We start from the raw sequence: 24,660 nt of genomic DNA, 5'->3' as shown, positions 1-24,660 counted from the left end.
GACCACCTACTGGTCTCCACGATGCTCGACGCCGATCCCTTCGCTCCGCAGCATCTGCTGAACCTGATCGACGAGGTTCACGACTTCACTCACGAACTCGACGACGATTTCGCTGAATCCTTCGGCGGAGCCCTCGACTGCGACGCCGATGACGACAGCTACGCCGGAGACTGCAATCCAGGAGGTTGCGGCGGTGACTGTGACTGTGCGTGCGGCGATGAAGCAGACGGCGAGCTCAGCATCAGGGCGGTCACCTCGACGCCCAGCAAGTAAGCAATACCTCACGGCTAGTTTTGCGTGCGTGCATCTCTGCGATTGCAGAGATTCGCGCACGCTTACGTTTGTCGTCGCTCCACGGGACGACCGAAAGCGACCGAATGAAAATCGACTGCGCGGCAGGAACGACGACGGAAAGATCGTCACTGCCGGTTTCGCGACTGTGCAGCGCAATGACCTTCGGCCTGGCAGCGAACTCATCCAACAGACCACGACGGGTTGGCCTGCTATTCCTTTGTGCGGCTTGGCCGATCGCTCATATCAGTCGCCGATTTAGACGCCGAACGCGCCTGAATCGCGAAAAACATTCGCCTACAGCTACTTTCGTCGGCGTAATTCAACGACGCAACGCCCCCTAGATGTCGCAGTACCAACCAGACGACTGGGATTGCGGGCGAGGCCGCCCCAAGATCAGCCTGAGTACGGCTCGCACGCAGGTCCGGTGATGTAGCCCTGCTCGCAGCCGTGCTGCGTTTGGATATCACCGCTGGTCGGCTCTTTGCCACACTTAACACCGCAGCGTTCGTATCCGTTTACGACACCATCACCGTTCCGGTCTTCGTCAGGGTCATATGGGTAACCACCTCCGGGATTCGTGTTCGCCTCCGCACGCATCTCCGCACAGGCCGGATCGGTCGTGGAGTACGAGCCATCGGTGTACACCGCAGTTCCCGGGTAATCGCAGTACCGTAGAACCCTTTCCGAAGCTTGTGTAGTTGCCGGAGGCACATAGGTGTCGCAGGATGCCTCGTAGCCAGTGGTGTTATCGGAGTACAACACGGTACCTGACTGGTAGAGGGAGAGATCACCGCATACGAAGGTGATCGGCGCGACCTCGGGTGTGCTACTTGGGGGAGGTACTACGGACTCAGTTGCCGCGACGGCTGTTGACGATGAGCTTGATGGGGTTGTCGACGGCAAGTCTGTGCCTGGGCCGCCGCAAGCAGAAAGACTGAACGACGAGAGCAATGCGCCAACAGCGAGGATAAGCGCTCTCTTCATGTCAGTCTCCTGTGCGTTCCCGCACGCTGTTGTGTCGAACGAGCGACTCCGGCGATCATCGCCGTTAGCATTCTCCGCATCGTGCCGCCTTCACGCGGTAGCGATTCGGCTCACATTGATAATCGGCAGACGAGAAAACTCGTTACGGAGTTGCGAGTTCTCTCGCCTGTGATCGACAACATCGCGCCAGCACCGAGCCCCCGAACGACCGCCCGAACGAGAAGTTGAGCGCAGCCAGCTTTCCCGCTTCGGATTCGGCGTTCACCAGTTTTCGGTAGCACTCCTTTGTGTTGGCGGCACTCGTGACAGTGGTCGGCGTATCGACTAGTTCCGACGCTGATTGACCGATCGAGAGCCTTGACAGGAGGAAGCGAGTTGCGCGTTACTGCGTATCCGTACTGACCAATGGCCCAGTGCGCTTCATTGATCTTTGCGCAGACCGACACTGGCTCCGCAACCTGTCCGCCGGTAATCGAAGCAAGAGTGTGGTCAATTCCGTATCACTAGTAAGTGAGGCAAGTACCTTCGCGACTTAAATGACGTTCACCAGCCACTGAAACGCGTTACGTCAGCGCTGTGAAGTCGACGAGTTCCTTTTCAATGTCAGCTAAGGGCTTCTCTCCAGTTGCTGCTTCGATGGCTCGCGGCGCCAATCCTCGATCGAGCATGAATGCCATCAGTTTCGTGATTGTCGACTTGGCTGCCTGCAGCTGAGTCAACTGCCCCGACTTCGGATCGCTGAACGCCGTCAGGCGGTTGATTCGGGCGGAGAGTTTCGTCTCCACATCCGCCAACTGGTACCAGAGCGCTTCGTCATGAGGAAGGCCGAGCATCTTGCGTGCATGCTCGGTCGATACCCGCAGGATCAACGTTGTCGAATCCGTGATCGGCTGATCGGGGGCACCGCCGCCTACCGCCGCGCCCGCGGCCACCGCCGCGCCCGCTCCGGCCAAACCACCAAGCATTCCGAGACCACCGATCATCCCTCCCGGCCCGAATGCTGCAAGCCCGCCGACGATAGCGGCGCCACCTGCCGCGGCAGCCGGCGCTGCGAGCATAAGCCCGACAGGTCCGGCCGCGACCAAGGCGAGACCGACTGCGGCTGTAATTACCCTGCCCCAGGGGACGCCACCGCGACTGTCCAAGCATTTCTGGACGTCTTCGAGGGCGGTGCTCACTGTCTTTCCGAGCTGACGCACGAACCCCAATTCGACGGCGATGTCGGCGAGTGCGTCGCGGGGGGCGTTGCCAATTTCGAGTTCATACGGATCGATGATGTTCGTCAGCGCGAGCACCACCAACTCGCCGACCACTTCGTGGATCTCCCATCGATGCGGAATCATCGGCAATTGACCATTGCTCAGTTGCTGTAGTTCGACTGCGACGGGCTGTCCACTCACTGACGCGGCCTGCTCTATTTGAGCGACGATGTTGTCCTGGACGATGTCGAGTGCATGTCGGTAGCGTTCGGCCAGCGCTTTGTCTTTGAGGTTGCGGTGGACCGCATGCGCGTAGTGCAGCATCAACAACACCGAGGCCTCGTTGTCATTGAGACGAACCGCGATATCCGATGTGCGGATGGCGATTTCCTTCGAGGGGTACAGAAGATCTGCAACCAGCATGGCGAGGGCGCGATGTCCGAGATACGCCCCAGAGGCATGGGATGCGCCGTTGTCGATGACGAAATCCTGGGCGCCGGGAAATGTGGTCGCCAGCCCCCTGCCGCCGGTGACGACGTCGCCGACATCGAGGAAGTTCGACCAGTCATCGACCCGGCCGTACGGAAACTTCTTGAGCAATCGCTCGCTGCTGTCGTGAACGGCCTGCACATTCGCCGGGCTACCGATGGTGATGAACCTGCGGACATGGACATTTTCAGGAAGGTGGTCGAGAAGATCGATCGCGATGACGCTGCCCAGGCTGTGGCCGATCAGAATGATCTCGCCAGAGGTGGGCAGATGGTCAAGGATGTGCCGCAGGATCGCTCCGCGGACCGGTTCCTCCCGAACGTACTTGCGTACTTGCTGCAGATCCAAGAGTGATAGCGATCCGATCGCGGCCTGCTGCAGTGGAGCGAGAACCTGCCCGGGCACACGATGGAAACCGAAGGTACGGACCCCGCCCTCGAGACCCAGAATCCGCTGGACTCTCGCCTGGCGCCGCTCAAAGCCGCGGCGACTGGCCGAGTCGTCGCGCGGTTTGTACGTCACCGGGGGCAGCTTCGCACCAATACCGTTTGTTGTGAGGAACGAACTGTAGTGAGGTGCGATGACCATATCCCGATTGACCGCGCCGAAACCGGCCTGTTCGAGACCGCGGTCGAGACCTTCGAGCCAACTCGATTTCGGATCGCCGTCACCGATTCCGTGCAGAAATACAATCTTCACAACCATGTCCCTCTCGAAGGTCGAACCCTGGTATCACCTAAACCACTACTGTTGTTCGCTACAAAGATTCGAAAAAGATGAGCACCGCCGAAAATCTCGAACGGATTCTCTGCGCTAACTTCGCAATACCGTACAGAGGAGGACCGACACCTCCGCGACCAGCTTGCCAAATTTCGTTCGCGACCACAGCATTAGGTCAGCCAATTATCGAGATCGGCTTCGCTCGAATGGGGTCCTCGCGATTATTTGCGGGTATGTCGCGGTATTCGTCATGCGGCTACGTCAACGATCAAGTAATCGGGGATCGCAAACCATCCACAAGCATAAACTGTGACAATGGGTCGGATCGTGCGATCCGAACCTGAACATTCCCGAACGTATATGTGACAGCGCCCGATGCGGCGGATCTGAAGGCCGATGCAGAAAATCCGTACTGAATCTCGGGCACCCCTTGAGATCTGCGACGGCGAATTCCATACCGGCTGGTTATATCCGGCTCGCGGTGCCACTGGAAGTAACCGGGTAATCAACTCGATGCAACGTGACCGCTCCGGAACTGCTCTCAGCTTGCTCACCAAGACCCACCGGCACCTGCCTGGTTGTCGCTTTGAGAGCCGAGGTTTCGGTGTACTTGAAGGCTCCGCAGTTGTCATCGTTGTCGTAACTTCAGTCGACGCGTTGTCAGTGTATGAGCCACGCTGTCAACGCCAGGGCCTCGACGCTGAGCGTCGCAGCCGGCTATTTTCGCATGGCGGTATATCGGCGAGCTCCGAGTCGTTTCGGCTGGCCCGCACTCGCCGCAATGCGGCTGGATCTCACTTCACTTTTCAGAGAACGAAATCGAGGTCAGTCGCCCACCTCGACACCGTAACCGGGACAGCAATAGCGCCAAGTCCGTGGTTATGCCCCTGACCTGCCGCCCGACGGCGCCAAACATCTGCGCGGCGGATAGATCGGCAAGAACCATCGTTCGTTCGACAGTCCAAGGCCGAGTACAGAAATGGCAAGTTTTCCGTCAGGACCCTAAACCGACTGAGACTGCTCCTAAGTCGCCGAAAGAATTGTCGCCATCGACTGCTGCTGCGGGGACAGCAAGTTGGCGACCCGCAGGTAGAGCATCGAAATCTACGCGGACACTCGGCCCACTATCACTCGCACTGCCGACGGAGAGCTTGACTGCGCCGTCCTCATCCACGGTGTTGCTGTAGAAGACAGAATCCTGATCCGAAGCGGCTTTACTGCCTCCGCCCGGGAGGAAGACGACCATATGCCGCGCAAACTGAAGCACAAATGGCACAACCGAAATCTGACGGCTCAGGCGACGGCGGTAAAACCCTTCGCCCGATCTTTGTCGACCGACGTCCACAGTGTCGTCGACAGTTCGGCCTTCACCAGCGGGATAACCTCTTCCGCAAATCGGCGCAGGGTGTCCTTCTGCTGCTCGAAGTCGAGCACGTGATTGACCGACACCGATTGGAAATCGTGGCCGTAGCTCTCGTGATAATCGAGGATCTTCTCGGCGACTCGCTCCGAAGACCCGACCAATGCCGGCCCACGGTCGACGGCTTCCTCGATGGTCCGGAAGCTTGTCGCCTTTCCGACTGCTTTGGGATCGTGCTTGCGTTTGTCGGCCTGCGCAACGGCGCCTTCGTAGATCGGACGGAACTCTTCGATGGCCTGCTCGGTCGTGTCGGCGAGGAACAATCCGCCCGAACCCGAACCGACATACGCCTTGGCCGGGTCATGTCCGTACGCCAGGTACTGCTCGCGGTAGTGGTCGATCAGCACTTTGTAATTCTCACGAGGCTGGAAGGCGTTGGCGGTGACGATGGGGTCACCCCACTTCGCCGCGAGTTCGACGGCCTCGAACGAGGTAGCCGATCCGTGCCAGATACGGAACGGGCCGTCGAAAGGACGCGGTAGCGTCGTCGCGTCCTCGAGCGAAGGCCGGTGCGTTCCCACCCACTTGACGTTTTCCTCGCTGATCAGCAGTTTGAGGAGTTCGTAGTTCTCGGTGAGGTACTCGTACTGCTTGGCGATGTCCAGACCGAGGAGCGGGTATTGAAGAACCTCGTTGCCCTTGCCGATCACGATCTCGAGGCGTCCCCGGCTGAGTTGATCGATGGTTCCGAAATCTTCGGCGACTCGGATCGGGTCGAGTAGCGAAAGGACCGTGACACCCGTCGAGAGCAGGATTCTGTCCGTGGCCTGCGCAATCGCCCCCAAAACGACGGTTGGCGCCGACGAAAGAACCGGCCCGGCATGGCGCTCACCCACCGAGAACGAATCGATACCCAGTTCTTCGGCGAGAACCGCCAGTTCGACGACGCGGTTGAGCCGATCGGACGGGGCAACTTCCTCGCCGGTCACTGGATGGGGTGGGTTGAAAATGATGTCCAGAACCTGAAAACGCATGACCCGTCTTTCTCGATAACCGCACAGCGCGCCTGTCCCTCGGAGGCTAGTGCGCGACTCGTCGACGGATCCGCCATCCGAGGACGCCCCTGACACGGCGAAATTACGAAAAACCCTATTCGACAACTACTTTCGACTCAATGGCATCATTCGGTCGATAAAACTCTCCCCGATCCGAAGTCGACCGAAAACATGCCGCACTCCCGCCAGGCAGGACCTGTGTCACCAACCAAACGAGCGCACGGTAAACATGAAGTACTAAGAGTGCGTTCCCTTATCGTTAAGAGGTACTTGATATGAACGGTGCGGCAGCCATCGGTGATGGCATATTTCAGATTCCTGTCCCGATCACGGACAACCCGCTCGGGCACACGCTCGTCTACGCCATGGAATCCCCCGGCGGACTGATCTTGGTCGACGCTGGTTGGGGCGACGACAACGCCTGGCAGGGCCTCAACGCGGGGCTCGCCGAGATCGGACATTCGGTGACCGACATCGAGGGCGTCGTGGTCACGCACTTCCATCCGGACCACACCGGACTGTGCGGACGGGTCCGCGAGGCATCCGGCGCCTGGATCGCCATGCACGAGGACGACCACTACCTGTTCGATCAGATGGCCACTGCGCGTAACGAGGAGTGGATGGCGTACCAGCTCGACAACATGGAACGTGCCGGAGCGCCCGCAGCTGACCGTGATGCCTTCCGACTGGCTGCCGCGGGTGAGTCTCCGGTGGGCCCCGAGTCGGCTCCCGACCGCCTTCTCGCGGACGACGAGATCATCGCACTCACCGGCCGAGGCCTCCGCGTTGTCTACACCCCCGGCCACACGCCTGGTCACGTCTGCTTCTACCTCGACGACGCCGACGTCATGTTCACCGGCGCCCACGTCCTGCAGAAGACCACACCACACGTCGGCAATTTCGTGTACCCACTCGACGAGCGAGACGCCCTCGCCGACTTCCTCCACTCGCTCGCACGCGTGCAGAACATGAACATCACCCGCGGTCTCGGCGCTCACGGCATTCCGATCGACGACGTCGGTGGCCGCGCCGGCGAGCTGATCGAGCATCACCAGGAGCGACTCGATCACCTGCTGCAAGAGTTCGCCGACGACAAGCTCACCGTGTGGGACGTCGCGGCAAAGATGAAGTGGTACAAGCCGTGGGCCGAGATCTCCCCGATGGGAAAGACGATGGCGTTGTCCGAAGGTGCAGCTCACCTTCGCCATCTGGTTGCCCGAGAGCAGGTCTCTCAGCTTCCCGGCTCCGAGCCCGCGCTCTTCGCTCGCTCCGTCTGAAAGATCAGGGCCGACAAGCACTCCGCTCGTCGGCCCTGATCTCTATTCCGCTTCGGCCTGATCGACTATTCGGGTCGACGCCGATCGCGGCACCACTACCACCGGAACCGGTGAGTACCGCACGATCTTCGCCGCCCGACTGCCGAGGAACACCCGCGCCAGTGGACCTGCCTTGCTCGAGCCGACAGTCAGAACGTCACCTCGGTCCCACTCGACGCCCTCGAGCGCCTCGGCCCAGTTACGACCATGGCTGATAACCGATTCCCTGACGTCGGGTGTTTCGGGCAGTGCACGCACGCGCTCGAAGGCAGCGTTGGTCTCACGCTCGACCACCTCGGCCCACTCAGAGATGATCGGTGAATCCCCCTCGGTCCCGAGCGTGGTCGTGTACTGCGCGTTCGCACGAACTGCAAACGCCGCCAATCTGAGTCCGGCATCGACACGCGCAGCCACAGTCGCGGCGGCGAGCACCAGATCGTCCTGATCTGGTGTGCCCGAGTATGCGGCGGTGACGCGGCGAACCACCTCACCGGGCTTGGTTCGAAATCCCCTCGGCGCCAGGGCGACCGGAACGTCGGAGCTGTGCAGCAAGCGTGAGGTGACACTGCCGAGAGCCACGTGACCGAACACCCCGGCCGTAGACGAATCCAGGACGATCATCTTGGCTTCGTGCTCGTGAACGAGATCGAGCAGGCCACTCGACGTCGACTGAGCCTCATGCACGACATAGGTCACATCGACGTCGGAGGGCATGTCTGCCCGCGCTTTCGCCAGTGCCGCTTCGGCTTCGGCTCGCAACTGCTGGTGGTATTCGGCGTCGACACGCGCCATCCCGGGCGGTGGCGGCGAGGGAATCACCGCGCAGATCACCAGCGGTTCACCGGACGAACGCGCCAACAGCGTTGCCAGATGGACGGTTCCGGAGCTGTCACCGTCGGGTGCGTATCCCGCGAGCAACGTCATGACTCGGACTCCGATCCCAGTTCGGCGCGGTTCTTCGCCCCGAGGCGCGAGTGCTTCATTCCGTAGGCGAAGTACCAGATGATCGCGACGGTCACCCAGATGAGGAACACGTAGATCGTGACGGTTCGGAGGTCCTTGATGATCCACAGGCAGCCCAGGATCGAGAGGATCGGTGTGACCGGATAGCCGGGAACTTTGAAGCTGCGCGGCAGGTCCGGGTCACTGCGCCGCAGGATGATGACCCCGATCGAGACCACAAGGAAGGCCACCAGGGTTCCGATACTGGTCATTTCGGCGAGGAAGTTGATGGGAATGAAACCGGCCAGAATGCTGATGACGACGCAGACGATAATGGTGTTGGGCACCGGCGTCAGAGTCCGCGGGTTCACCTTGTGGAAGATCGACGGAATCATGCCGTCGCGTGACATCGCGAACAGGATGCGGGTCTGACCGTAGATGACCACGAGCGTGACGCTGCAGATCGAGATCACCGCACCGGCGGCCAGAAGTGTTCCCGGCCAGGTAGATCCGGTCACCTGTTCGAGAATGGCGGACAGTCCGGCTTCCTGACCTTCGAACGATGCGGAATCCTGTGCACCGATCGCGACGGCGACAACAGCGATGTAGATCGCGGTGACGGACACGAGCGCAATGAGGATCGCGAGAGGGAGATTGCGACGAGGGTTCTTCACTTCTTCGCCGGCGGTGGACACAGCGTCGAGGCCGATGTACGAGAAGAAGATGATTCCGGCGGCGGACATGACGCCACTGAATCCGAACGGTGCGAAGTCGGCGAAGTGATTGCTGTTCCATCCGGCGATGCCGACCACGATGAAGAGCAGCAGAATTGCGAGTTTGATCGAGACCATGATGGCGTTGGCCTTGGCCGATTCACTGGCGCCGCGAATGAGCAGAACACCGCACAGGCACACCAGGATCACTGCGGGCAGATTGATGATGCCGCCCTGCTCCGGCGCTTGTGACAGCGCGTTGGGGATCTGGAACCCGAAGAGGTTGCCAAGTAGCTGGTTCAAGTACTGCGACCATCCGACGGACACCGCCGCGGCCGAGACTCCGTACTCGAGAAGCAGACACGCGCCGACGGCCATGGCCGGAAGCTCTCCGAGCGTCGCGTAAGCGTAGGAATACGACGAGCCCGACGCCGGGACAGCTCCGGCCAACTCCGCGTAACAAATCGCCGTGAGTCCCGCGACGACACCGGCAACAACGAAGGAGATGATCACTGCCGGACCCGCAACCGGGACTGCCTGCGAGAGGACGAAGAAGATGCCGGTGCCGATCGTGGCGCCGATGCCGAACATGGACAACTGCGCCAAACCGATACTGCGGGTCAGCTCGCCGCCGTTGGTATCTGCGCCGGTCTCCTGGTCTATCTGCAAAGCCGGCTTGCGCCGAAGTACGTGTTTGACGAGAGTAGCCATCGACGCTCCTCTAGAGTGCCTGGTAGGAAACTGTTGTATCCTCATACTGCACGTAAGTGTCCTGCGACACAACAGTTGGAGCAAAGTTGCCCAGCTCACGCCAACCGTCCGGTCTGGAATGCCCGGATCGTGAACCGCCTTCGGAGAAAACAGGGAGATCATGACCGGACCGACCATCACCGTCGACCTGCGTCGTATCGAACAGAATGCGCGCGTCCTCGTCGAAGCGTCCAATGCCAAGGGTATTGAGGTGGCGGGCGTCAGCAAATCTACATGTGGCTCCCCCAAGGTGGCGCGAGCAATGGTCCGCGGCGGCGTCGCACAGATCGCCGACTCCCGCCTGGACAACCTGGCCCGCATTCGCCGCGACGGCATCACCGTTCCCCTGATGCTGATCCGCGCACCGTCGCTCAACGAGATCGACGACACGATCCGCTACGCGGACATCAGCCTCAATTCCGAGTTGACGACGATTGTTGCTCTGGGCAGAGCAGCACGGACGCGAGGAGTCGTCCACGACATCGTGCTGATGATCGACCTCGGAGATCTCCGCGAAGGAATCCTGCCGGCGGAGGCGTTGGACGTAGTCGCTGAAATCCTTCCCATCGAGGGCATCAGACTGATCGGAATCGGCGCGAACCTCGCGTGCGTCGGTGGCATCCAGCCGACCGTCGACAACCTGTCGAATCTGGTCTACCTAGCCGACGAAATCACGAAGCGGTTCTCGATCGAACTGCCGATCGTTTCCGGCGGCAATACGTTCTCGCTGCCACTACTCGAGACGGGCACGATGCCCGAGGGGATCAACCATCTGCGTTTGGGCGCCAGCATTGTTCTGGCCGAATCACCTACTCCCCCCGGACTGTACGAACTGCTGAACAGTGATGCTTTCACCCTCACCGCGGACATCATCGAGGCCAAGGTCAAGCCGTCGCGGCCGTATGGAGTCTCAGGGGAAGACGCATTCGGCCGACGCCCCGTCTTCGACAACGAGGACAAGCCGAGCCGACGCCTGATCTTGTCCATCGGCCGCGAGGACATCTCGCCGGAAGGCTTGACCCCGATCGATCCGCGATTGAAGGTGATCAGTGCCAGCAGCGATCACCTCCTCGTCGACGCCGGAGAAACAGGTGACGAATACCGACTGGGTGGGACGGTCGACTTCACGATCGATTACGGCGCGCTCTTGATGGCGATGACATCGCCCTACGTCGAAAAGCGCTACGTCCTGGGCACCGAACCGATCGATGCCAATGCGACCGTCGAATTGATCGACCTCGAAACTACCGGGCTGGCAAGCCATCTCCTCGATCACGGTCTACGCGAGGACATGTCCGGAATCGGTTTCAACTGCATTCAAGCCGAGAACGCCGCCGCGGATCTCACAACGCTGCCGCTGTGGCTCACTACCGAGGCCTGGCAGAACACCAGAATTCCGATTGCCACCGAACCCGGAACCGATTTGGGTGCAATGATTTTCGCCTCCCACGGCGATATCGAACAACTGCTGTCGTCGGCGGCGGATCTGCACGGCCCCAGTTTGGAGAACACCGTCTTGGTGGGCGTCAAGAACGCCACGGTCGATCACAAGCGCGCACTCGACGAGTACGGGGTATTGCTGGTGACGATCGACGAGATCGATCGCCATGGCATGGCGGCCTTGATGCCTCGCGTTCTCGCCGCGGCGGGACAGGGTGTGAACGGCGTCCACGTCCACTTCGACATGGACATCATCGACGGGCGTGTTCTCGGCGTCGACGACACGACACATCTGGGCGGCCTCACATTCCGAGAAGCGCACCTCGCCGCCGAATTCATCAGCGAGACCGGCCTGACGAGATCGATTTCGATCGGCAGCGTTGCGGGAGCGGATTCCGATCCTCTCGGCCGTCAGGCGACCTTCGTCGACGGACTGGTTGCATCGCTGCTCGGGCGCAAGGTGGTCAAAGCCTGAGGTTGTCGGCAGCCCTTGCGAGAATCGTTCGATGATCACGCGGAGCTCCGGTCAGCACGTATTCATCGCACTCGGCACGCCGTGGCTCGATGCCGTGGTCGCGTTTCTCGAACCCCGTGCCCGTGTCGATCCCTGGATCATGCGCGGAAAGATGGCCATCGGCGACCTGTTGATCACTGTTCTCGACACCACTCCTCGCACGCTGCTCTGCATCGAGACCGTGGCTGCGCCGTTCGACGGCACGTCGCCGATTGAAGTCGATGAACGCCCGTACGAACTCCACGGTTTGCCCACCGTTCCCGAACTCGAACAACGATGGTCCATCACGTTTCCCACGGACCCGGGGCCGGTCGACGACGCACTGGCCGACCGGATTCTCACGGCCGGCCAGTCACACTATGCGCACTACTTCGGCGACATCGACACGCTGGATCCGACGTCCACAGCTGCCCACGCCCGAATGTTGATGAACGAGCGGGGAAACTGCACAGGTTGCGGCTCACCGATGCCGTTGCGAAAGTTCAACAGCAGCGATCGCCTTCACTTTCATTCCGCATCACGGATCTTCAGGCAGGCTGAACCTGGTGACGACTACCCAGCCGTCCTGTGCCGCAAGTGCACCGGAAGGATGGCCACGTCTGGGCACACCAACTTCATCGACTACATGCTGGCGAAAAATCCACCGTGCCCACACTGCGGTGCACACAGAACCGCTCAGTGTGCCCCGGGGATGCCGGTCCATCCGTTCGATCACCTACCGTGGCTCGCCGTGACTGGCTGCGTCGTGGGACCGGACACCCCGGAATGGACGTGCCGAGCGTGCAGTCACTCATGGGGACAGATGTTCCCGCCGGATCACCCGCAGCACGACTGATCAGTTCGCGGCGAAGCCGGGAAGCCGATCGATGTCCGCGATGATCGAATACTCCGCGGCGTCACCCTGGAGGATTCGACTCTGCTCGCCGTGGACGTCGACGGGGACGTCGCCGGCCAATGTCACTCGGTGCACACTGCGCGCCTGAGTCCCGTAGTCGGCGATACCGTAATGCTGAGTCGCCTGGTTGTCCCAGATCGCCAGGTCGCCGGCCGACCAGTCCCATCGAACAGTGTTTTCCAACTTGATGATTCGTGCCTGCAGGATCTGGTAAAGAGCGACCGACTCCGACGGCTTGAGCCCGACGAACTCCTTGAAGAAGTGACCGAGCAGGAGGGTCTTCTCCCCCGTCGCCGGATGGATACGCACCACCGGATGTTCGGTCTCGTAGATCTCACGGGTGAATTCGGCGTAGTAGGCCTGGCGCTGCGCGTCTACCGGGTTCGCCTGATCGACAACCTCGGCATAGTCGTAGGCATTGGTGTGAACGGCCCGCAAATTCTCGACCAAGACCTTGAGTGAAGACGCCAGTTGGTCGTACGCGGCGGTGGTCGACGCCCACGTGGTCGCTCCGCCGTACTCGGGAATGGTCGTCGCTCGCAGAATCGAGGCTTTCGGGATGCGGTCGACGAACGTCACGTCCGTGTGCCAACTGTTGGCGGCTCGGTCGAGCACCAACAGCTTGTCGCCCCTGGACTTCACCGTCGGATGCGGGGTGGTCTGGGTGCCGAGGGTTCCGGCGAATTCGTACTGCGACGTGTCGTCGAGATGATGCTGCCCACGGAAGAACACAACCTTGTGCGCTGCCAGCGCATAGTTGATCGCGTAGGCGGTCTCTTCGGACAGATCCCCAGAGAGGTGTACGCCGTCGATGCGGGCGCCGATCAGCTCACCGACCTTGTGGACAGTGATTCCGCCGGCAGCGTAGATCTGCTCCGGGGTCTGGGTGACACGTTCGAGTTCGGTGACGGACATGGCGATCTCCTGTGAGTCGGTCAAGCCTACGGGCGCGGCAGTCGTCATGGCGCTGCCTACTGTGAATAGTCAATCATTTACGCTGCGGGCTCGAATACGGTTGAACTCGAGGTGATCTCAAAGTTCACCGCTCCCTCGTCGGAGAATACTGCCGCTCACTGGGACGAGGCCGTCGTCGTTGTCGTCATGAGCTGTAGCGTGCGATCTGCCGCACCCACGTCTACGGAGGACAGCATGCAACCCGAGGGCCCTGCCGAACAGATTCGTTCAACGCTCGCTCGCATCGCGCATCTTGCCGATACCGGCTCGGTCGAGAATTACGTGGAGCAGTTCACGCGCGAGGCCGAATGGAACATGCCCGCCAATCCCGATCGCGGTATCCCCGCACAGGTACGACGTGGCCGCGAAGAAATTGCTGCTGGAGTAGTCGAGCGCCGGGCCGCCGGCATTCAAGGTCCGGGCACATTCACACGCCACGTCACCACGGCGATCGCCGTGGACGTGACCTCGGAAACTACAGCCCGCGCGGATGCGGTGTGGACGTTCTACGTCGACACGACCACCTCGCCCGAGCTCAGCGGCGTCGGGAGCTACGCCGATGAGTTCGAACTCGAAGACGGGCGGTGGCGACTGTCGCGACGAGTGATCTCGCGCGGCTGACGGTCAGTCTTCTTCGCCGGTGATCGCCTCACACCAGTCTTCGACCTGATCGATCCCCTCTTCCGTCCATTCCGGGCTCATGTCTTCGAGTGCATCGAAGACCACCTCGCAGGTCAGCATCTTTGGTGAACCCTCCGACCCCGCTGCCTCGGTTCGCTCCGCAGACGCTGTCGCAACTGGGCCGGCGGCCAGCGCAACCGCCACCGCGCCTGTTCCGACCATCGCTTTCACACGCATCGGTTCTCCTCCTTCACTCTCGCTTCGGTCCTCGGGGTACCCGACTCGCCCCGCGCTACCCATCCCCGTCACTCATGTCCGACTTTCGGCGCCGACGGCATAGACTGAGCTCGTCGCCACCACGCTCTCGCAGCGTCGGGGCGACAGATACACAGCTGGATCAGAATCGGAAGGCATCCCATTACAGAATCTCCCGCTCCGCACGACATCTACTTCGTACCCCCGGAGCAGGACAGCCCCAATCCCGTGGAACCGGCGTCGGCCGCGTCACGCGCACGGATGGGCGAGCTACCCGAGACCGTCCGATTCAAGAATCGTTTTGCCCTCGCGATCACGACCACCACGCCGCTCGAAGCGATGGTCGAAGATCTCCTCTTCATCCGCGACATCCTCGACGCCGCAGGAATCGAGTATCTGCTCGTCCGCGGAAACGACGAGCGCCCGGTCATCGCGGTCAGCTGGACGGAACGCAAGAACCTGCGGCAGGCACTTGTCGAGGGATGCGCAAACGCACCCTTCTATTCCAAAACCGTCGACGCGAAGAAGAGTCCAGCGCTCCTTGTCGCGGACGGTGCCCTGTCGAAAACCAACAAGTCACGGATCTTCCGCTTGTTCCGTCCGAGGGTTCACGTCGCAAGCGGTATGAACTACGGCGCGAACATCGGCGTTCAGATCGAATTGTGGTCGATTTCCGACGAAGAAATCGTCCTACCCGTCGAGAACTCACTGACACGACGAACCGTCCTCCCCGAAGAAGCTGTCCGAGGAACCGTCGAGCGATTCGGCCGGATCTGGCCGACCATCGAGAACATGTTCGCCGATCATGCCTCCGATATCAGCTTCGATATCGATCTTGTCTTTTCCTGGGTCGACGGTTCTTCCAAAGAGTTTCAGGCTCAGCGCGCCAAGCGCATGCAGAACTACATCGTCGGCGAGGGCGACGAATCAGAAGCGCGCTTCCGTCAGATCGACGAGCTCAAATACGCACTTAGATCTATCCACATGTACGCGCCGTGGATCCGGCGGATCTTCGTCGCAACCGATTCCGATCGTCCGGACTGGCTTGCGGACGATCCGCGAGTCACGTTCATGCCCAGCGAAAAGTTCTTCGCCGATCCAAGTGTGTTGCCCACCCATAATTCTCAAGCTGTCGAGTGCCAGCTGCACCATATTCCGGGCCTGGCGGAGCATTTCCTCTACTCCAACGACGACATGTTCTTCGGTCGCCCCGTCGGCCCTGATATGTTCTTCTCCCCCGGCGGGATCAGCATGTTCATCGAGGCCGACACCAGAATCGGTTTGGGACACAACGACAACGACCGCAGCGGGTTCGAGAATGCGGCTCGCGTCAACCGCCGTCTGCTACAGGACCGCTTCGGTCTGATGACCACCAGACATCTGGAGCACGCAGCGACGCCACTACGCAAGAGCGTGATGGCCGAGATGGAACGCGAGTTCGCCGAAGACTTCGCGGCCACTGCAGCAAGCACCTTCCGCGCGAGTTCCAATATCTCGGTGACCAATTCGCTGTACCACTACTACACGCTCATGAGTGGACGGTCGGTGGTGCAGAAGTCCGCCGCCGTCAAATACGTCGATACGACGGTCAAGGCCGGTTTGCGCGACATGGACTCACTGCTCGCCAAGCGCTCCATGGACTTCTTCTGCCTCAACGACGGCAGCGCTCCGGAGATCGATCTGGAACTTCGCACACGCAAGATCACGGAGTTCCTGGAGAGCTACTACCCCATCCCGGCGCCCTGGGAAGCCTAGACGAAACAAGGGCCCAGCCGATTTCGGCTGGGCCCTTGCTACTTCGGTCGATCAGCGTGCTGTCACATGCTCCCGTTGCACCGGAATGGGCAGTCCGAGATTGTCACGCAACGTCGTTCCTTCGTAGTCACTGCGGAGGACACCTCGATCCTGCAACAGCGGCACCACGTCGTCGACGAACTCGTCGAGGCCGGTCGGCACGAGGTGCGACCCGAGGATGAATCCGTCCGAACCGTCGTTGCTGACAAACGAATCTATTTTCTCGGCAACCTGCTGCGGTGTACCCACGATCGGTCCACGCTCGAACTGATCGATCACCACTTCGCGCAGATTCAACTTCTTGCTCTCGGCGACCGCGCGCAATTTTGCCACGGTCGCGAAACGATCCTGGTGAATGAAGGCGCGCCCCTGGATGATCGGCGGAGCCTCGGGGTCTGGTGCGATATCGGGTAGGGGCCCTTCGGGGTCGTACTTCGACAGATCGAGATTCCAGATCTGTTCGAGCAGAACCAAAGCGGTCTGGCCGGTGACCTGCTGGTCGCGAATCTCTCGATACTTCTCGATTGCGTCCGCCTCGGACGTGCCGAGAACAAAACTCGCCGACGGCAAGATCTTGATGTCACCCGGGTCGCGTCCGGCCGCAACGGCACGAGCCTTGATGTCACGATAGAAGTCGGCTGCCTCGGGCAATTGACCATACGGTGAGAAGATCGCGTCGGCATTACCAGCAGCAAAATCGCGCCCCTGCGGCGACACCCCGGCCTGCAGAATAACCGGGCGCCCTTGCGGGCTACGCGGCACCGTGAATCGGCCGTTCACGTCGAAATGTGATCCATGGAAAGCAAATTCACCGGCATCCGGTCGCGCGAGAAAGCGCCCTGATGCCTTGTCGGCCACGATGTCGTCGCTTCGCCACGAATCCCAGAGTTGACGCACCAGCGCTACGGTCTCCTCCGCACGCTCGTATCGTTGCGCACGATCCAGGTATCCGCCGCGACGAAAGTTCTGGCCGGTGAATGCGTCGAACGAGGTGACGACGTTCCAGGCGGCACGTCCTCCGGACAACTGATCGAGCGTCGCGAATTGTCTTGCCAGCTCGTAAGGCTCGTTGAACGTGGCGTTGATGGTGCCTGCCAAACCGAGGTGTTCGGTCACTGCTGCCAACGATGCGAGCACGGTGAAGGTGTCCGGCCTACCGATGATGTCCTGATCGAAAATCTGTCCTGCACGCTCACGAAGGGCAAGGCCTTCGGCGAGGAAGAAGAAGTCGAACTTCCCACGCTCGGCGGTTCGAGCGGTGTGTTCGAAGGAATCGAACTCGATCTGGCTGCCCGCCTGCGGATCCCACCATGCAGTGTGATGGTTGACGCCGCCGAGGTAGGCACCCAGGATGACCTGCTTACGCTTCTGAGAACTCATGAAAATGTATTCCTCGTCTGTCAGGCGGCCGGAGTACCGGCGGCGTAGCGGTTGGGAACGTCGATGGGTAGGCCAAGCAGTCCGCGAAGATTCGTCTGCGGATACTCGGTGCGGAATACGCTGCGTCGCTGCAATTCAGGTACCAGCTCACCTGCGATCGCGTCGAGGTCGTCCACGACGACGCCCGGCCGCAACCGGAAGCCGTCGATTCCCAACTGCTGCCACCGGAGCAGAAGATCTGCCAACTCAGCCGCGGTGCCGGTGAAGGTCAGCGCGTCCGAACGGTATTCGGCGCCGGCCTGCGCGTCGAGGCGAGCGAGCCGTTCCTTTCCGGTTTCTTCCGGAGCATCGAAGAATACGACGATGTCGGTGAAGACCCGAAGCGGTTCGCCGGTGCGCTGCACGTGTTCTTCGGCTGCTCGCACTTCACCCAGGATTGCCGTGACCTGCTCGTCGTCGAACGGCGTCACGAACACCAGATCGGCCGTCCGCGCCGCCAGCTCGTACGCGACCCGCTGATGAGCCAATGCGGTGACGACGGGATGCCCCTGCGGCGGGCGCGGAGTCACCGACGGTCCACGGACCGAGAGGTACTTTCCCTCGAAGTCGATGTAGTGCAGCTTGTCCCGGTCGATGAATCGGCGCTGCTCCACATCACGGATCTCGGCGTCGTCCTCCCAACTGTCCCAAAGTCTCCGGACGACGTCGGCTGCCTCCGCAGCTTCGTCGAACAGCGCGCGCACGAAGTCCGGGAGGACGCCTGAAACGATCAACTGACGGTCGGCATCGGTGAGCGCTGGGATGTCGCGGCGCCCGAACTGTGCTGCCTCGGATTCCGACGCCGAAACCTTCACCTGCCATCCGGCGCGACCGCGCGAGGTGTAGTCCAGCGTGGCAACGGCTTTGGACACGTGGAACGGCTCGGTGTGAATGGTGGTGATGGTAGGGATCAAGCCGATGTTGCTCGTGATCGGTGCCAGTCGGGCGGCCACGAGATGTGCGTCGAGCCGAGCGCGCACCCGGTCAACCGCGTCGTCGACGGGTTCGAGTGGGTTGGCCGGCACCGAGAGACTGTCCTCGATGGTGACGAAATCGAGCAGACCACGCTCGGCGGTCGTCACCACGTCAGTCCAGTACGACGCGCTGAACAGCTCACTCGGGCGCGAGTGCGGCTCTCGCCAGGCTGCAGGGTGCCAACCGGCACCGTCCAGCGCTACGGCGAGATGCAGCGGAGCAAGATGAGAGGAGGGGGTGGAGGTCATCGGCGCATACTCCTGTTCGAGAACTACTCGGGAGCGCACAGTGCCGACCGCAGAAACCGTCAGCACCGGACTGACGGTTCTCGTGGCGACTGCCGCTTGCGACACGCACCGCGCGTATCGCCAGGTGTGATTCCGGGGCACCCCATCGGCATGAAGGGTTGCCGTCCAGCTAGCCGGTCCTTGTTGCTGGAGCTCTGCACCTACCTCGACGGTAGTGAGTACGCGACCGCCCGGCAATCACCCAGAACTGCGCGTGGGTGTCGGAAACCGCCTGCCACCTCAGATGATCGAGCGTGCCGCCTTTTCGCTCTCGAGGATTCGAATGCCGGCAACACTGAGCCTCCGGGCACCCTCGGCCGCGTCGACGGGCTCACCGACCGTCACGTGCGCGCCGAGTGGAACGACCGAATGAACAATTGTCTCGTCGTACACGTGCACCAGATTGCACCCCTGAGCCCCGTCACGACCACGCTGACCACCGACTTCCACATTCAAGTCCTGGGTGTAACACGTCGACGACGCCACGGAAACCGGAATGCCGGCGAACGTCGCCGTCGTCGAATAGTGCAGATGCCCAGCAAGAATCGCCCGGACGTCGCTGCCACGCAAGACGTCCGCCAACCGGGACTGATCGCGCAACTCCACCAGAACCGCGAGATCCTGAATGCACGGAACCGGCGGATGATGCAGCGCCAGAATTGTTCCGTCGGGCGCCGGCACCGCCAATTCTGCGCGTAGCCAATCCAATTGGCCATCCGTGATCTCACCGTAGTGATGCCCGGGAACCGACGAATCCAGGGTGATCACCCGCAGTCCGTCAAGGTCGTAGACGTTGTCGACGGGATGATCGGTGGCGTCCTCGCCCAACAGCAGAGATCTGAACGTAGGGCGGTCGTCGTGGTTGCCCATCGCCCAGACGACCTGCGCATCGATCTCGGCCGCCACGGGTTCCACGATGGCTTTCAGTTCCGCGTATGCGTCGGGGTGTCCCTGGTCGGTCAGGTCGCCGGTGAATATCAGTGCATCCGGGCGTGCGCCCGAGGCCACGATCCCGCTGAGCACTTCCCGCAATCTCGTCGACGCATCCACGGCGTCGTACAACTCCCCCTGAGCCACCAGATGCGTGTCACTGAGGTGCACCAGGAAATGCTTCGGACGCGGGTACTCGGCATTCCGAACGCTCATCGGTCTCTCGCTTCCGCTTGCCGACGCGTAGGCGCCGGTGCGGCACCTACTGATCGTCGAGACTAGTCAACCGACCAACAGTGACTGATCGGGGCACGCCCGACGAACACGAAGCGAACTCCCGCGGCGACCCTCGGGATCGAGTAGTTGAAGCTGCGAGTAGTGTGTGGACAGTGTTGTTCCTGACCAGTCGGCGTTACGTCGACCTTCGCCTGCAGGCGAGCGCAATGTGTACGCGCTCGCTCTGACCTGACGCGTACCAGGAAACATTTCTTCGAATCTGCCCGGCCTCTGGTGCCGCGCTGCGTTTCGCTCCCTTGATTTTCGAAAGGCATAGTCATGCCCAGCTCCACCTCCACCGGCGTGCCGGAAAAGTCCACGTCCCGTTTTCCGTCCTGGGCGACGGCATTCGGACCGCAGATCGTCGCCGGTCTCGTACTCGGTGTCATCATCGGTCTCGTCGCCCGGGCAATGCCTGATGCGGCCGACGGCAATGTCAACTGGTTGGTCGGCACCGTGCAGACCATCGGTTCGAGTTACGTCAAGCTGCTCACCGTTGCGGTGATCCCGCTGGTGTTCACCGCCATTGTCAGCTCCATCGCCAATCTGCGCCAGGTCGCCAACGCCGCTCGTCTGGCCGTGCAGACCTTGCTCTGGTTCGCGATCACCGCTTTCATCGCTGTGATCATCGGCATCATCGTCGGCCTGATCACCGATCCCGGTTCACGGACCGACGTCGCCGCCGAAGCCGCGAAGGAACCCAAGAGTTCCGGTTCGTGGTGGGCGTTCATCACCGGACTGGTTCCGAACAACTTCCTCGGGTTGGGTGCAAAGACTTCCGTCGCCGAAGGCGTGGCGACTACATCGCTGAGCTTCAACGTCCTGCAGCTGCTCGTCATCGCCGGTGCAATCGGTATTGCTGCACTCAAGATCGGTCCCAAGGCTGCGCCGTTCCTCGAGTTCAACGCTTCGCTGCTCGCGATCGTCCAGAAGGTCCTGTGGTGGATCATCCGCCTTGCCCCGATCGGCACCGCTGCGCTGATCGCCAACGCTGTCGCCACCTACGGATGGGATGCGATCGGGTCGCTGGGCGTCTTCACCGCCGCCATCTACATCGGTCTGGCGATCGTGTTCTTCGTGGTCTACCCCATCCTGATTGCCGCACACGGCCTCTCGGTTCGAAGCTTCTTCTCCGGCGTCTGGCCCGCAACTCAGCTCGGATTCGTCTCGCGCTCGTCGATCGGCACCCTGCCGTTGACCGAACGCGTCACCGAACGCAACCTCGGCGTTCCGCGTGAGTACGCCTCGTTCGCCGTTCCGCTCGGTGCCACCACGAAGATGGACGGTTGCGCCGCAATCTATCCCGCGATCGCGGCGATTTTCGTCGCAGGCTTCTACGACGTTCCGCTGACCTTCACCGACTACCTGTTGATCGTCGTCGTCTCGGTCATCGGCTCAGCGGCAACGGCCGGAACCACCGGTGCGACAGTCATGCTCACACTCACGCTCTCCACCCTGGGTCTTCCCCTTGCCGGCGTCGGACTGCTCCTCGCAGTCGAACCGATCGTCGACATGGGCCGCACCGCAGTCAACGTCACCGGCCAGGCTCTGGTTCCGGTCATCGTCGCAAAGCGTGAGGGAATCCTCGACAAGGAGCGCTTCGACGCTCCCCGCAACGGTGATCCCTTCGCCGAGGAACTTGTCGACGCGTAACCCTCGATGACAACAGCAGCGTCCCCGCACCTGAGCAATACGGTGCGGGGACGCTGCTTTTCACCCCAGATTTCACCCTTACCGAAATAAACCATTTGGTCGTTATGACCAGTATGCTCAGCCGGCACAGCCCTCAGAAGTGGAAGGGCTGCCCAGTTGAACACGAGGTCACATGAAGCTCCGCCGTCTGGCATTCAGCGTCGCAGGTTGCGCCGCAATCACTCTGGTTGCCGCACCCGCCGCTCAGGCATCCACGGTTTTCGATTTCCTACCGATCGAGATCGCACGCATGATTCCGACTGGCTCTGCCGACGCAGTCCAGCCGTTCCTTCCCCCGGTCTTCGCACCGCCGGCGCCGCCCGCTCCGCAAGCGCCCCAGAACCAGCCGGCGCCGCAGAACACTCCCGCACCAGCGCGGTACTACCAGAACTGCACAGCCGTTCGTAATGCCGGCGCAGCTCCGTTGTACCGGGGCCAGAACGGATACGCCCCGCATCTCGACCGCGACAACGACGGCATCGCCTGCGAGTGATCCAACGCTCGGGTTGTGGTGCATCCACAACCCGAGCACTGTTGTCGAACCGTCAGACGCCCAATGCCCGGGACAGAGTCGGCCACGCCTTCGGCAGTCGTTCACGCCAATACGCCCACGCGTGCGTGCCGTTCGGCTCGTAATCCACCTGCGCCGGAATCTTCAGCTCCTGCAACCGAGCGTCGAACATCTTGGTGCAGGCGTGGGCGGCAACCTCGATGCCGCCGCCGATCACCAGACGCTCGAGCAGTTCAGGAGTCTGCAGCGTCTCGTCAGATCCGGGACGACCGTTTGCCGTCGACACGTAGATTTCCTTGCCACGCAACTTCTCTGCGTTGATCAACGAATCGTGTGCCTCCCACTCCGGGCCCCCTGGCACACCCCAGATGTTGGCCGGATCTCCGCTTCGAGAAGAAATCGTGGCCTGGACGGCAGTTCGGCCGAGCGGATCCATCGTGGAATAACAGCCGCTGAACACGGCAACGCCGCGATACATGTCCGGAAAGCGTTGGGCGAGCATCATTGCACCCATCGCGCCCATGGAATTGCCGGCAATCGCGTTGATTCCGTTGGTCTCGAGTCGCGCGTCGATCAGCGGTGGCAACTCCTCGGTGATGAAGGTTTCCCACTTGTGCAGTCCCAGCCGCGGATCCGGATTCTCCCAGTCCGAGTACAGGCTCGCGATTCCGCCATTGAGCATCACGACGTTGACGTTCTTGTCGGCGAAGAACGCCGGGGCGCCGCCGATCGTCATCCATCCGCTGCTTTTCTCTCCGGCGTCGACACCCTCGAGCATGTACAGCGCTGGGCGCGGAACCGAATTGTCAGCGGGTAGCAAAATCTCGACGCCGACCTCGCGTCGAAGTGCGGGCGACGCCACCGTCAGCCTGATCGCTTGTGGTGCGGTCACCTTCTCGCCGACGATGGCCGGGACGACGATGTCGTCGCGCAGGTCCGGTTTGGGGCCCGGATCCTCCTGAAGTGGTCCCGGGATCGTCGACCCCGAGCTCACGCTTCCCTCGACGCTGCCCAGACTTCCCGAGCTTCCCGAACTACCCGAGCTTCCGGAACTCGGCGCTGCCGTCGACAGTCCGCCCAATTGCAAAGAAAGTGCACAGACGGCCAAACACACCGCACCTGTGCGCGCAGATCGAATCCACGCACGCCGCTCAGTCCTCATGAAACTCCCAAACCAGTCAAAGATGTTTCCGTGAACATACCGTGCAGTTCGGACTTTCTTGGACAAACGACCACGACAAGATCTGTCGGTCGCCGCTACTAGGCTGGCCCCGTGCAACCGGATTCAGTCAGGGCCCTCGACCTCGACCGAATTCGCGCTGTCGTGGGCACAACCACCTACGACCGCGGACTTGTCTACCTGCGGGAGAATGCAGTCGAATCCATCGGATGGAACGACACCGCTGACATCTTGACCGGCGCTGTATCGGGAACTGCGCGAGAGCCGTACACCTGCACGATTTCGGTAAGTCGCGGCGCGGCCGGTACAGCAACGTTCACGCGTGGCCTCTGCACGTGTCCCGTGCGGATGAACTGCAAGCACGTAGTCGCGTTGGTGCTCGCAGCGGTTGCCGAGGCGAACAAGACTCCACAACACCTCGGATGGGACAGCTCGCTCGAGGAGTTGCTCCGACCAGACCTGGCCGGCCGCACTACACGTGGACTTGGCATTCAATTCACCACCCGAACCAAGGGCGCATCGACAAGGCTCATCATCAAACCCGTACAACCAGGAGCGAGAGGGTGGATCTCCGGCGGGCTCGCCTGGAACAAACTCGGAAGCACTTTTCAGTTCCCCGCAGATCACCTCCGGGTTCTACGCGACATACATCTCCTCCACAGCGCCGGCAACTACTACCGAAATCAAAATGCCGCGGAAATCGATCTTGCCGGGTTCGCGAGCCCGCAACTCTGGTCGCTTCTTCGTGAGGCCATCAGCGTCGGCGTTTCACTCGTTCACTCGAAAGCCGGCCTCGGCAACATCTCCCTACTCTACGACGCCAACATCTGCCTCGACGTCCACGGAGCGGAAGACAACAACCTCCGTCTCACTCCCCGAATTCAGACCGATGGGCACATCATCACCCATTCCGACTGGGGACTTGTCGGTACACCGGCACATGGTGTCTTCGCGCTCGACGCCGCCAACGCGATCACGCTCGCACCGCTGCACACGCCGGTCACCCACCAATTGAGGCAGTTGATCGACTCCGGAAAGTCAGTCGACATACCCGCCGAGCATCGAGATGCGTTCACTTCGCGGTTCGTGTTCAAA

Annotated in this window: 20 protein-coding genes and 1 riboswitch; of the genes, 9 read left to right on the top strand and 11 right to left on the bottom strand. The window is 61.3% G+C overall.

The window, feature by feature from the left end; genetic code table 11:
- The coding region (locus tag A2J01_RS36420; protein ID WP_442971564.1) for a T3SS (YopN, CesT) and YbjN peptide-binding chaperone 1 at nt 1–273 on the top strand (273 nt) is incomplete at its 5' end.
- A 414-nt stretch (nt 274–687) separates the two neighbouring features.
- On the opposite strand, the gene A2J01_RS35120 is transcribed toward A2J01_RS36420, so the two are convergent.
- The 3 genes from A2J01_RS35120 to A2J01_RS14795 form a co-directional block, all read right to left on the bottom strand.
- Nucleotides 688–1,278: a hypothetical protein gene (locus tag A2J01_RS35120; RefSeq protein WP_231915791.1), complete on the bottom strand. Its 591-nt coding sequence runs from the start codon at nt 1,276–1,278 to the stop codon at nt 688–690.
- 563 nt (nt 1,279–1,841) lie between these two features.
- Nucleotides 1,842–3,665, bottom strand: coding sequence for an alpha/beta hydrolase (locus A2J01_RS14805; protein ID WP_197494226.1), 1,824 nt, complete (start codon nt 3,663–3,665; stop codon nt 1,842–1,844).
- A 1,314-nt stretch (nt 3,666–4,979) separates the two neighbouring features.
- Complete coding sequence (locus A2J01_RS14795) at nt 4,980–6,080, bottom strand: LLM class flavin-dependent oxidoreductase (protein ID WP_064112985.1); 1,101 nt, start codon at nt 6,078–6,080, stop codon at nt 4,980–4,982.
- Nucleotides 6,081–6,376: 296 nt separating this feature from the next.
- Here A2J01_RS14795 and A2J01_RS14790 point away from each other — a divergent pair, with 296 nt between their 5' ends.
- The gene (locus A2J01_RS14790) at nt 6,377–7,378 is read left to right on the top strand and encodes an MBL fold metallo-hydrolase (RefSeq protein ID WP_064112984.1); all 1,002 of its coding nucleotides are present in this window, start codon (nt 6,377–6,379) and stop codon (nt 7,376–7,378) included.
- A 42-nt stretch (nt 7,379–7,420) separates the two neighbouring features.
- Here A2J01_RS14790 and A2J01_RS14785 read toward each other — a convergent pair whose 3' ends face one another.
- Nucleotides 7,421–8,341, bottom strand: coding sequence for a universal stress protein (locus A2J01_RS14785; RefSeq protein ID WP_064112983.1), 921 nt, complete (start codon nt 8,339–8,341; stop codon nt 7,421–7,423).
- Complete coding sequence (locus tag A2J01_RS14780) at nt 8,338–9,783, bottom strand: amino acid permease (RefSeq protein WP_064112982.1); 1,446 nt, start codon at nt 9,781–9,783, stop codon at nt 8,338–8,340. Before A2J01_RS14780 ends, A2J01_RS14785 begins: the two co-directional genes overlap by 4 nt.
- Before the next feature lie 160 nt (nt 9,784–9,943).
- Here A2J01_RS14780 and A2J01_RS14775 point away from each other — a divergent pair, with 160 nt between their 5' ends.
- Both A2J01_RS14775 and A2J01_RS14770 read left to right on the top strand, forming a co-directional pair.
- Entirely contained in the window at nt 9,944–11,737 is a 1,794-nt protein-coding gene (locus tag A2J01_RS14775) for an alanine racemase (RefSeq protein ID WP_064112981.1), read from the top strand.
- Between the two features lie 31 nt (nt 11,738–11,768).
- Entirely contained in the window at nt 11,769–12,611 is an 843-nt protein-coding gene (locus A2J01_RS14770) for a hypothetical protein (RefSeq protein ID WP_064112980.1), read from the top strand.
- On the opposite strand, the gene A2J01_RS14765 is transcribed toward A2J01_RS14770, so the two are convergent.
- Entirely contained in the window at nt 12,612–13,586 is a 975-nt protein-coding gene (locus A2J01_RS14765) for a TauD/TfdA dioxygenase family protein (RefSeq protein ID WP_064112989.1), read from the bottom strand.
- Nucleotides 13,587–13,697: 111 nt separating this feature from the next.
- Here A2J01_RS14765 and A2J01_RS14760 point away from each other — a divergent pair, with 111 nt between their 5' ends.
- Nucleotides 13,698–14,246, top strand: a complete 549-nt coding sequence (locus A2J01_RS14760) for a nuclear transport factor 2 family protein (RefSeq protein WP_223304602.1) — start codon at nt 13,698–13,700, stop codon at nt 14,244–14,246.
- A 3-nt stretch (nt 14,247–14,249) separates the two neighbouring features.
- On the opposite strand, the gene A2J01_RS14755 is transcribed toward A2J01_RS14760, so the two are convergent.
- Entirely contained in the window at nt 14,250–14,483 is a 234-nt protein-coding gene (locus A2J01_RS14755; protein ID WP_037129019.1) for a hypothetical protein, read from the bottom strand.
- Between the two features lie 279 nt (nt 14,484–14,762).
- On the opposite strand from A2J01_RS14755, the gene A2J01_RS14750 reads away from it, so the two are divergent.
- Nucleotides 14,763–16,256, top strand: a complete 1,494-nt coding sequence (locus A2J01_RS14750; protein ID WP_020970156.1) for a stealth family protein — start codon at nt 14,763–14,765, stop codon at nt 16,254–16,256.
- Between the two features lie 51 nt (nt 16,257–16,307).
- On the opposite strand, the gene A2J01_RS14745 is transcribed toward A2J01_RS14750, so the two are convergent.
- From A2J01_RS14745 to A2J01_RS14735, 3 genes are all read right to left on the bottom strand, one after another.
- The gene (locus A2J01_RS14745; protein ID WP_003940653.1) at nt 16,308–17,675 is read right to left on the bottom strand and encodes an NtaA/DmoA family FMN-dependent monooxygenase; all 1,368 of its coding nucleotides are present in this window, start codon (nt 17,673–17,675) and stop codon (nt 16,308–16,310) included.
- Between the two features lie 20 nt (nt 17,676–17,695).
- Nucleotides 17,696–18,937, bottom strand: a complete 1,242-nt coding sequence (locus tag A2J01_RS14740) for an LLM class flavin-dependent oxidoreductase (RefSeq protein WP_064112987.1) — start codon at nt 18,935–18,937, stop codon at nt 17,696–17,698.
- An 87-nt stretch (nt 18,938–19,024) separates the two neighbouring features.
- Nucleotides 19,025–19,138: riboswitch (SAM riboswitch) on the bottom strand.
- 78 nt (nt 19,139–19,216) lie between these two features.
- On the bottom strand, nt 19,217–20,122 hold the full coding sequence (locus A2J01_RS14735; RefSeq protein ID WP_064112979.1) for a phosphodiesterase: 906 nt from the start codon (nt 20,120–20,122) through the stop codon (nt 19,217–19,219).
- Between the two features lie 339 nt (nt 20,123–20,461).
- On the opposite strand from A2J01_RS14735, the gene A2J01_RS14730 reads away from it, so the two are divergent.
- Complete coding sequence (locus tag A2J01_RS14730) at nt 20,462–21,835, top strand: dicarboxylate/amino acid:cation symporter (protein WP_003940669.1); 1,374 nt, start codon at nt 20,462–20,464, stop codon at nt 21,833–21,835.
- Nucleotides 21,836–22,007: 172 nt separating this feature from the next.
- The gene (locus A2J01_RS14725) at nt 22,008–22,367 is read left to right on the top strand and encodes an excalibur calcium-binding domain-containing protein (RefSeq protein WP_003940648.1); all 360 of its coding nucleotides are present in this window, start codon (nt 22,008–22,010) and stop codon (nt 22,365–22,367) included.
- Nucleotides 22,368–22,419: 52 nt separating this feature from the next.
- On the opposite strand, the gene A2J01_RS14720 is transcribed toward A2J01_RS14725, so the two are convergent.
- Complete coding sequence (locus tag A2J01_RS14720; protein ID WP_031333643.1) at nt 22,420–23,547, bottom strand: alpha/beta hydrolase; 1,128 nt, start codon at nt 23,545–23,547, stop codon at nt 22,420–22,422.
- A gap of 111 nt (nt 23,548–23,658) precedes the next feature.
- On the opposite strand from A2J01_RS14720, the gene A2J01_RS14715 reads away from it, so the two are divergent.
- A partial coding sequence (locus A2J01_RS14715; RefSeq protein ID WP_442971563.1) for an SWIM zinc finger family protein occupies nt 23,659–24,660 on the top strand: 1,002 nt, incomplete at its 3' end.

The organism is Rhodococcus sp. EPR-134, from assembly GCF_001647205.1.
In the GTDB taxonomy this organism is placed as follows: Bacteria; Actinomycetota; Actinomycetes; order Mycobacteriales; family Mycobacteriaceae; genus Rhodococcus_F; species Rhodococcus_F qingshengii.
This window is presented reverse-complemented; position numbering and strand designations above follow the sequence as displayed.

Bases quoted from the DNA above. Each gene is read 5' to 3' on its own strand.
- A2J01_RS35120 (WP_231915791.1), bottom strand. From the start codon at position 1,278: ATGAAGAGAGCGCTTATCCTCGCTGTTGGCGCATTGCTCTCGTCGTTC.
- A2J01_RS14795 (WP_064112985.1), bottom strand. From the start codon at position 6,080: ATGCGTTTTCAGGTTCTGGACATCATTTTCAACCCACCCCATCCAGTG.
- A2J01_RS14790 (WP_064112984.1), top strand. From the start codon at position 6,377: ATGAACGGTGCGGCAGCCATCGGTGATGGCATATTTCAGATTCCTGTC.
- A2J01_RS14785 (WP_064112983.1), bottom strand. From the start codon at position 8,341: ATGACGTTGCTCGCGGGATACGCACCCGACGGTGACAGCTCCGGAACC.
- A2J01_RS14780 (WP_064112982.1), bottom strand. From the start codon at position 9,783: ATGGCTACTCTCGTCAAACACGTACTTCGGCGCAAGCCGGCTTTGCAG.
- A2J01_RS14775 (WP_064112981.1), top strand. From the start codon at position 9,944: ATGACCGGACCGACCATCACCGTCGACCTGCGTCGTATCGAACAGAAT.
- A2J01_RS14770 (WP_064112980.1), top strand. From the start codon at position 11,769: ATGATCACGCGGAGCTCCGGTCAGCACGTATTCATCGCACTCGGCACG.
- A2J01_RS14765 (WP_064112989.1), bottom strand. From the start codon at position 13,586: ATGTCCGTCACCGAACTCGAACGTGTCACCCAGACCCCGGAGCAGATC.
- A2J01_RS14755 (WP_037129019.1), bottom strand. From the start codon at position 14,483: ATGCGTGTGAAAGCGATGGTCGGAACAGGCGCGGTGGCGGTTGCGCTG.
- A2J01_RS14750 (WP_020970156.1), top strand. From the start codon at position 14,763: ATGGGCGAGCTACCCGAGACCGTCCGATTCAAGAATCGTTTTGCCCTC.
- A2J01_RS14745 (WP_003940653.1), bottom strand. From the start codon at position 17,675: ATGAGTTCTCAGAAGCGTAAGCAGGTCATCCTGGGTGCCTACCTCGGC.
- A2J01_RS14740 (WP_064112987.1), bottom strand. From the start codon at position 18,937: ATGACCTCCACCCCCTCCTCTCATCTTGCTCCGCTGCATCTCGCCGTA.
- A2J01_RS14735 (WP_064112979.1), bottom strand. From the start codon at position 20,122: ATGAGCGTTCGGAATGCCGAGTACCCGCGTCCGAAGCATTTCCTGGTG.
- A2J01_RS14730 (WP_003940669.1), top strand. From the start codon at position 20,462: ATGCCCAGCTCCACCTCCACCGGCGTGCCGGAAAAGTCCACGTCCCGT.
- A2J01_RS14725 (WP_003940648.1), top strand. From the start codon at position 22,008: ATGAAGCTCCGCCGTCTGGCATTCAGCGTCGCAGGTTGCGCCGCAATC.
- A2J01_RS14720 (WP_031333643.1), bottom strand. From the start codon at position 23,547: ATGAGGACTGAGCGGCGTGCGTGGATTCGATCTGCGCGCACAGGTGCG.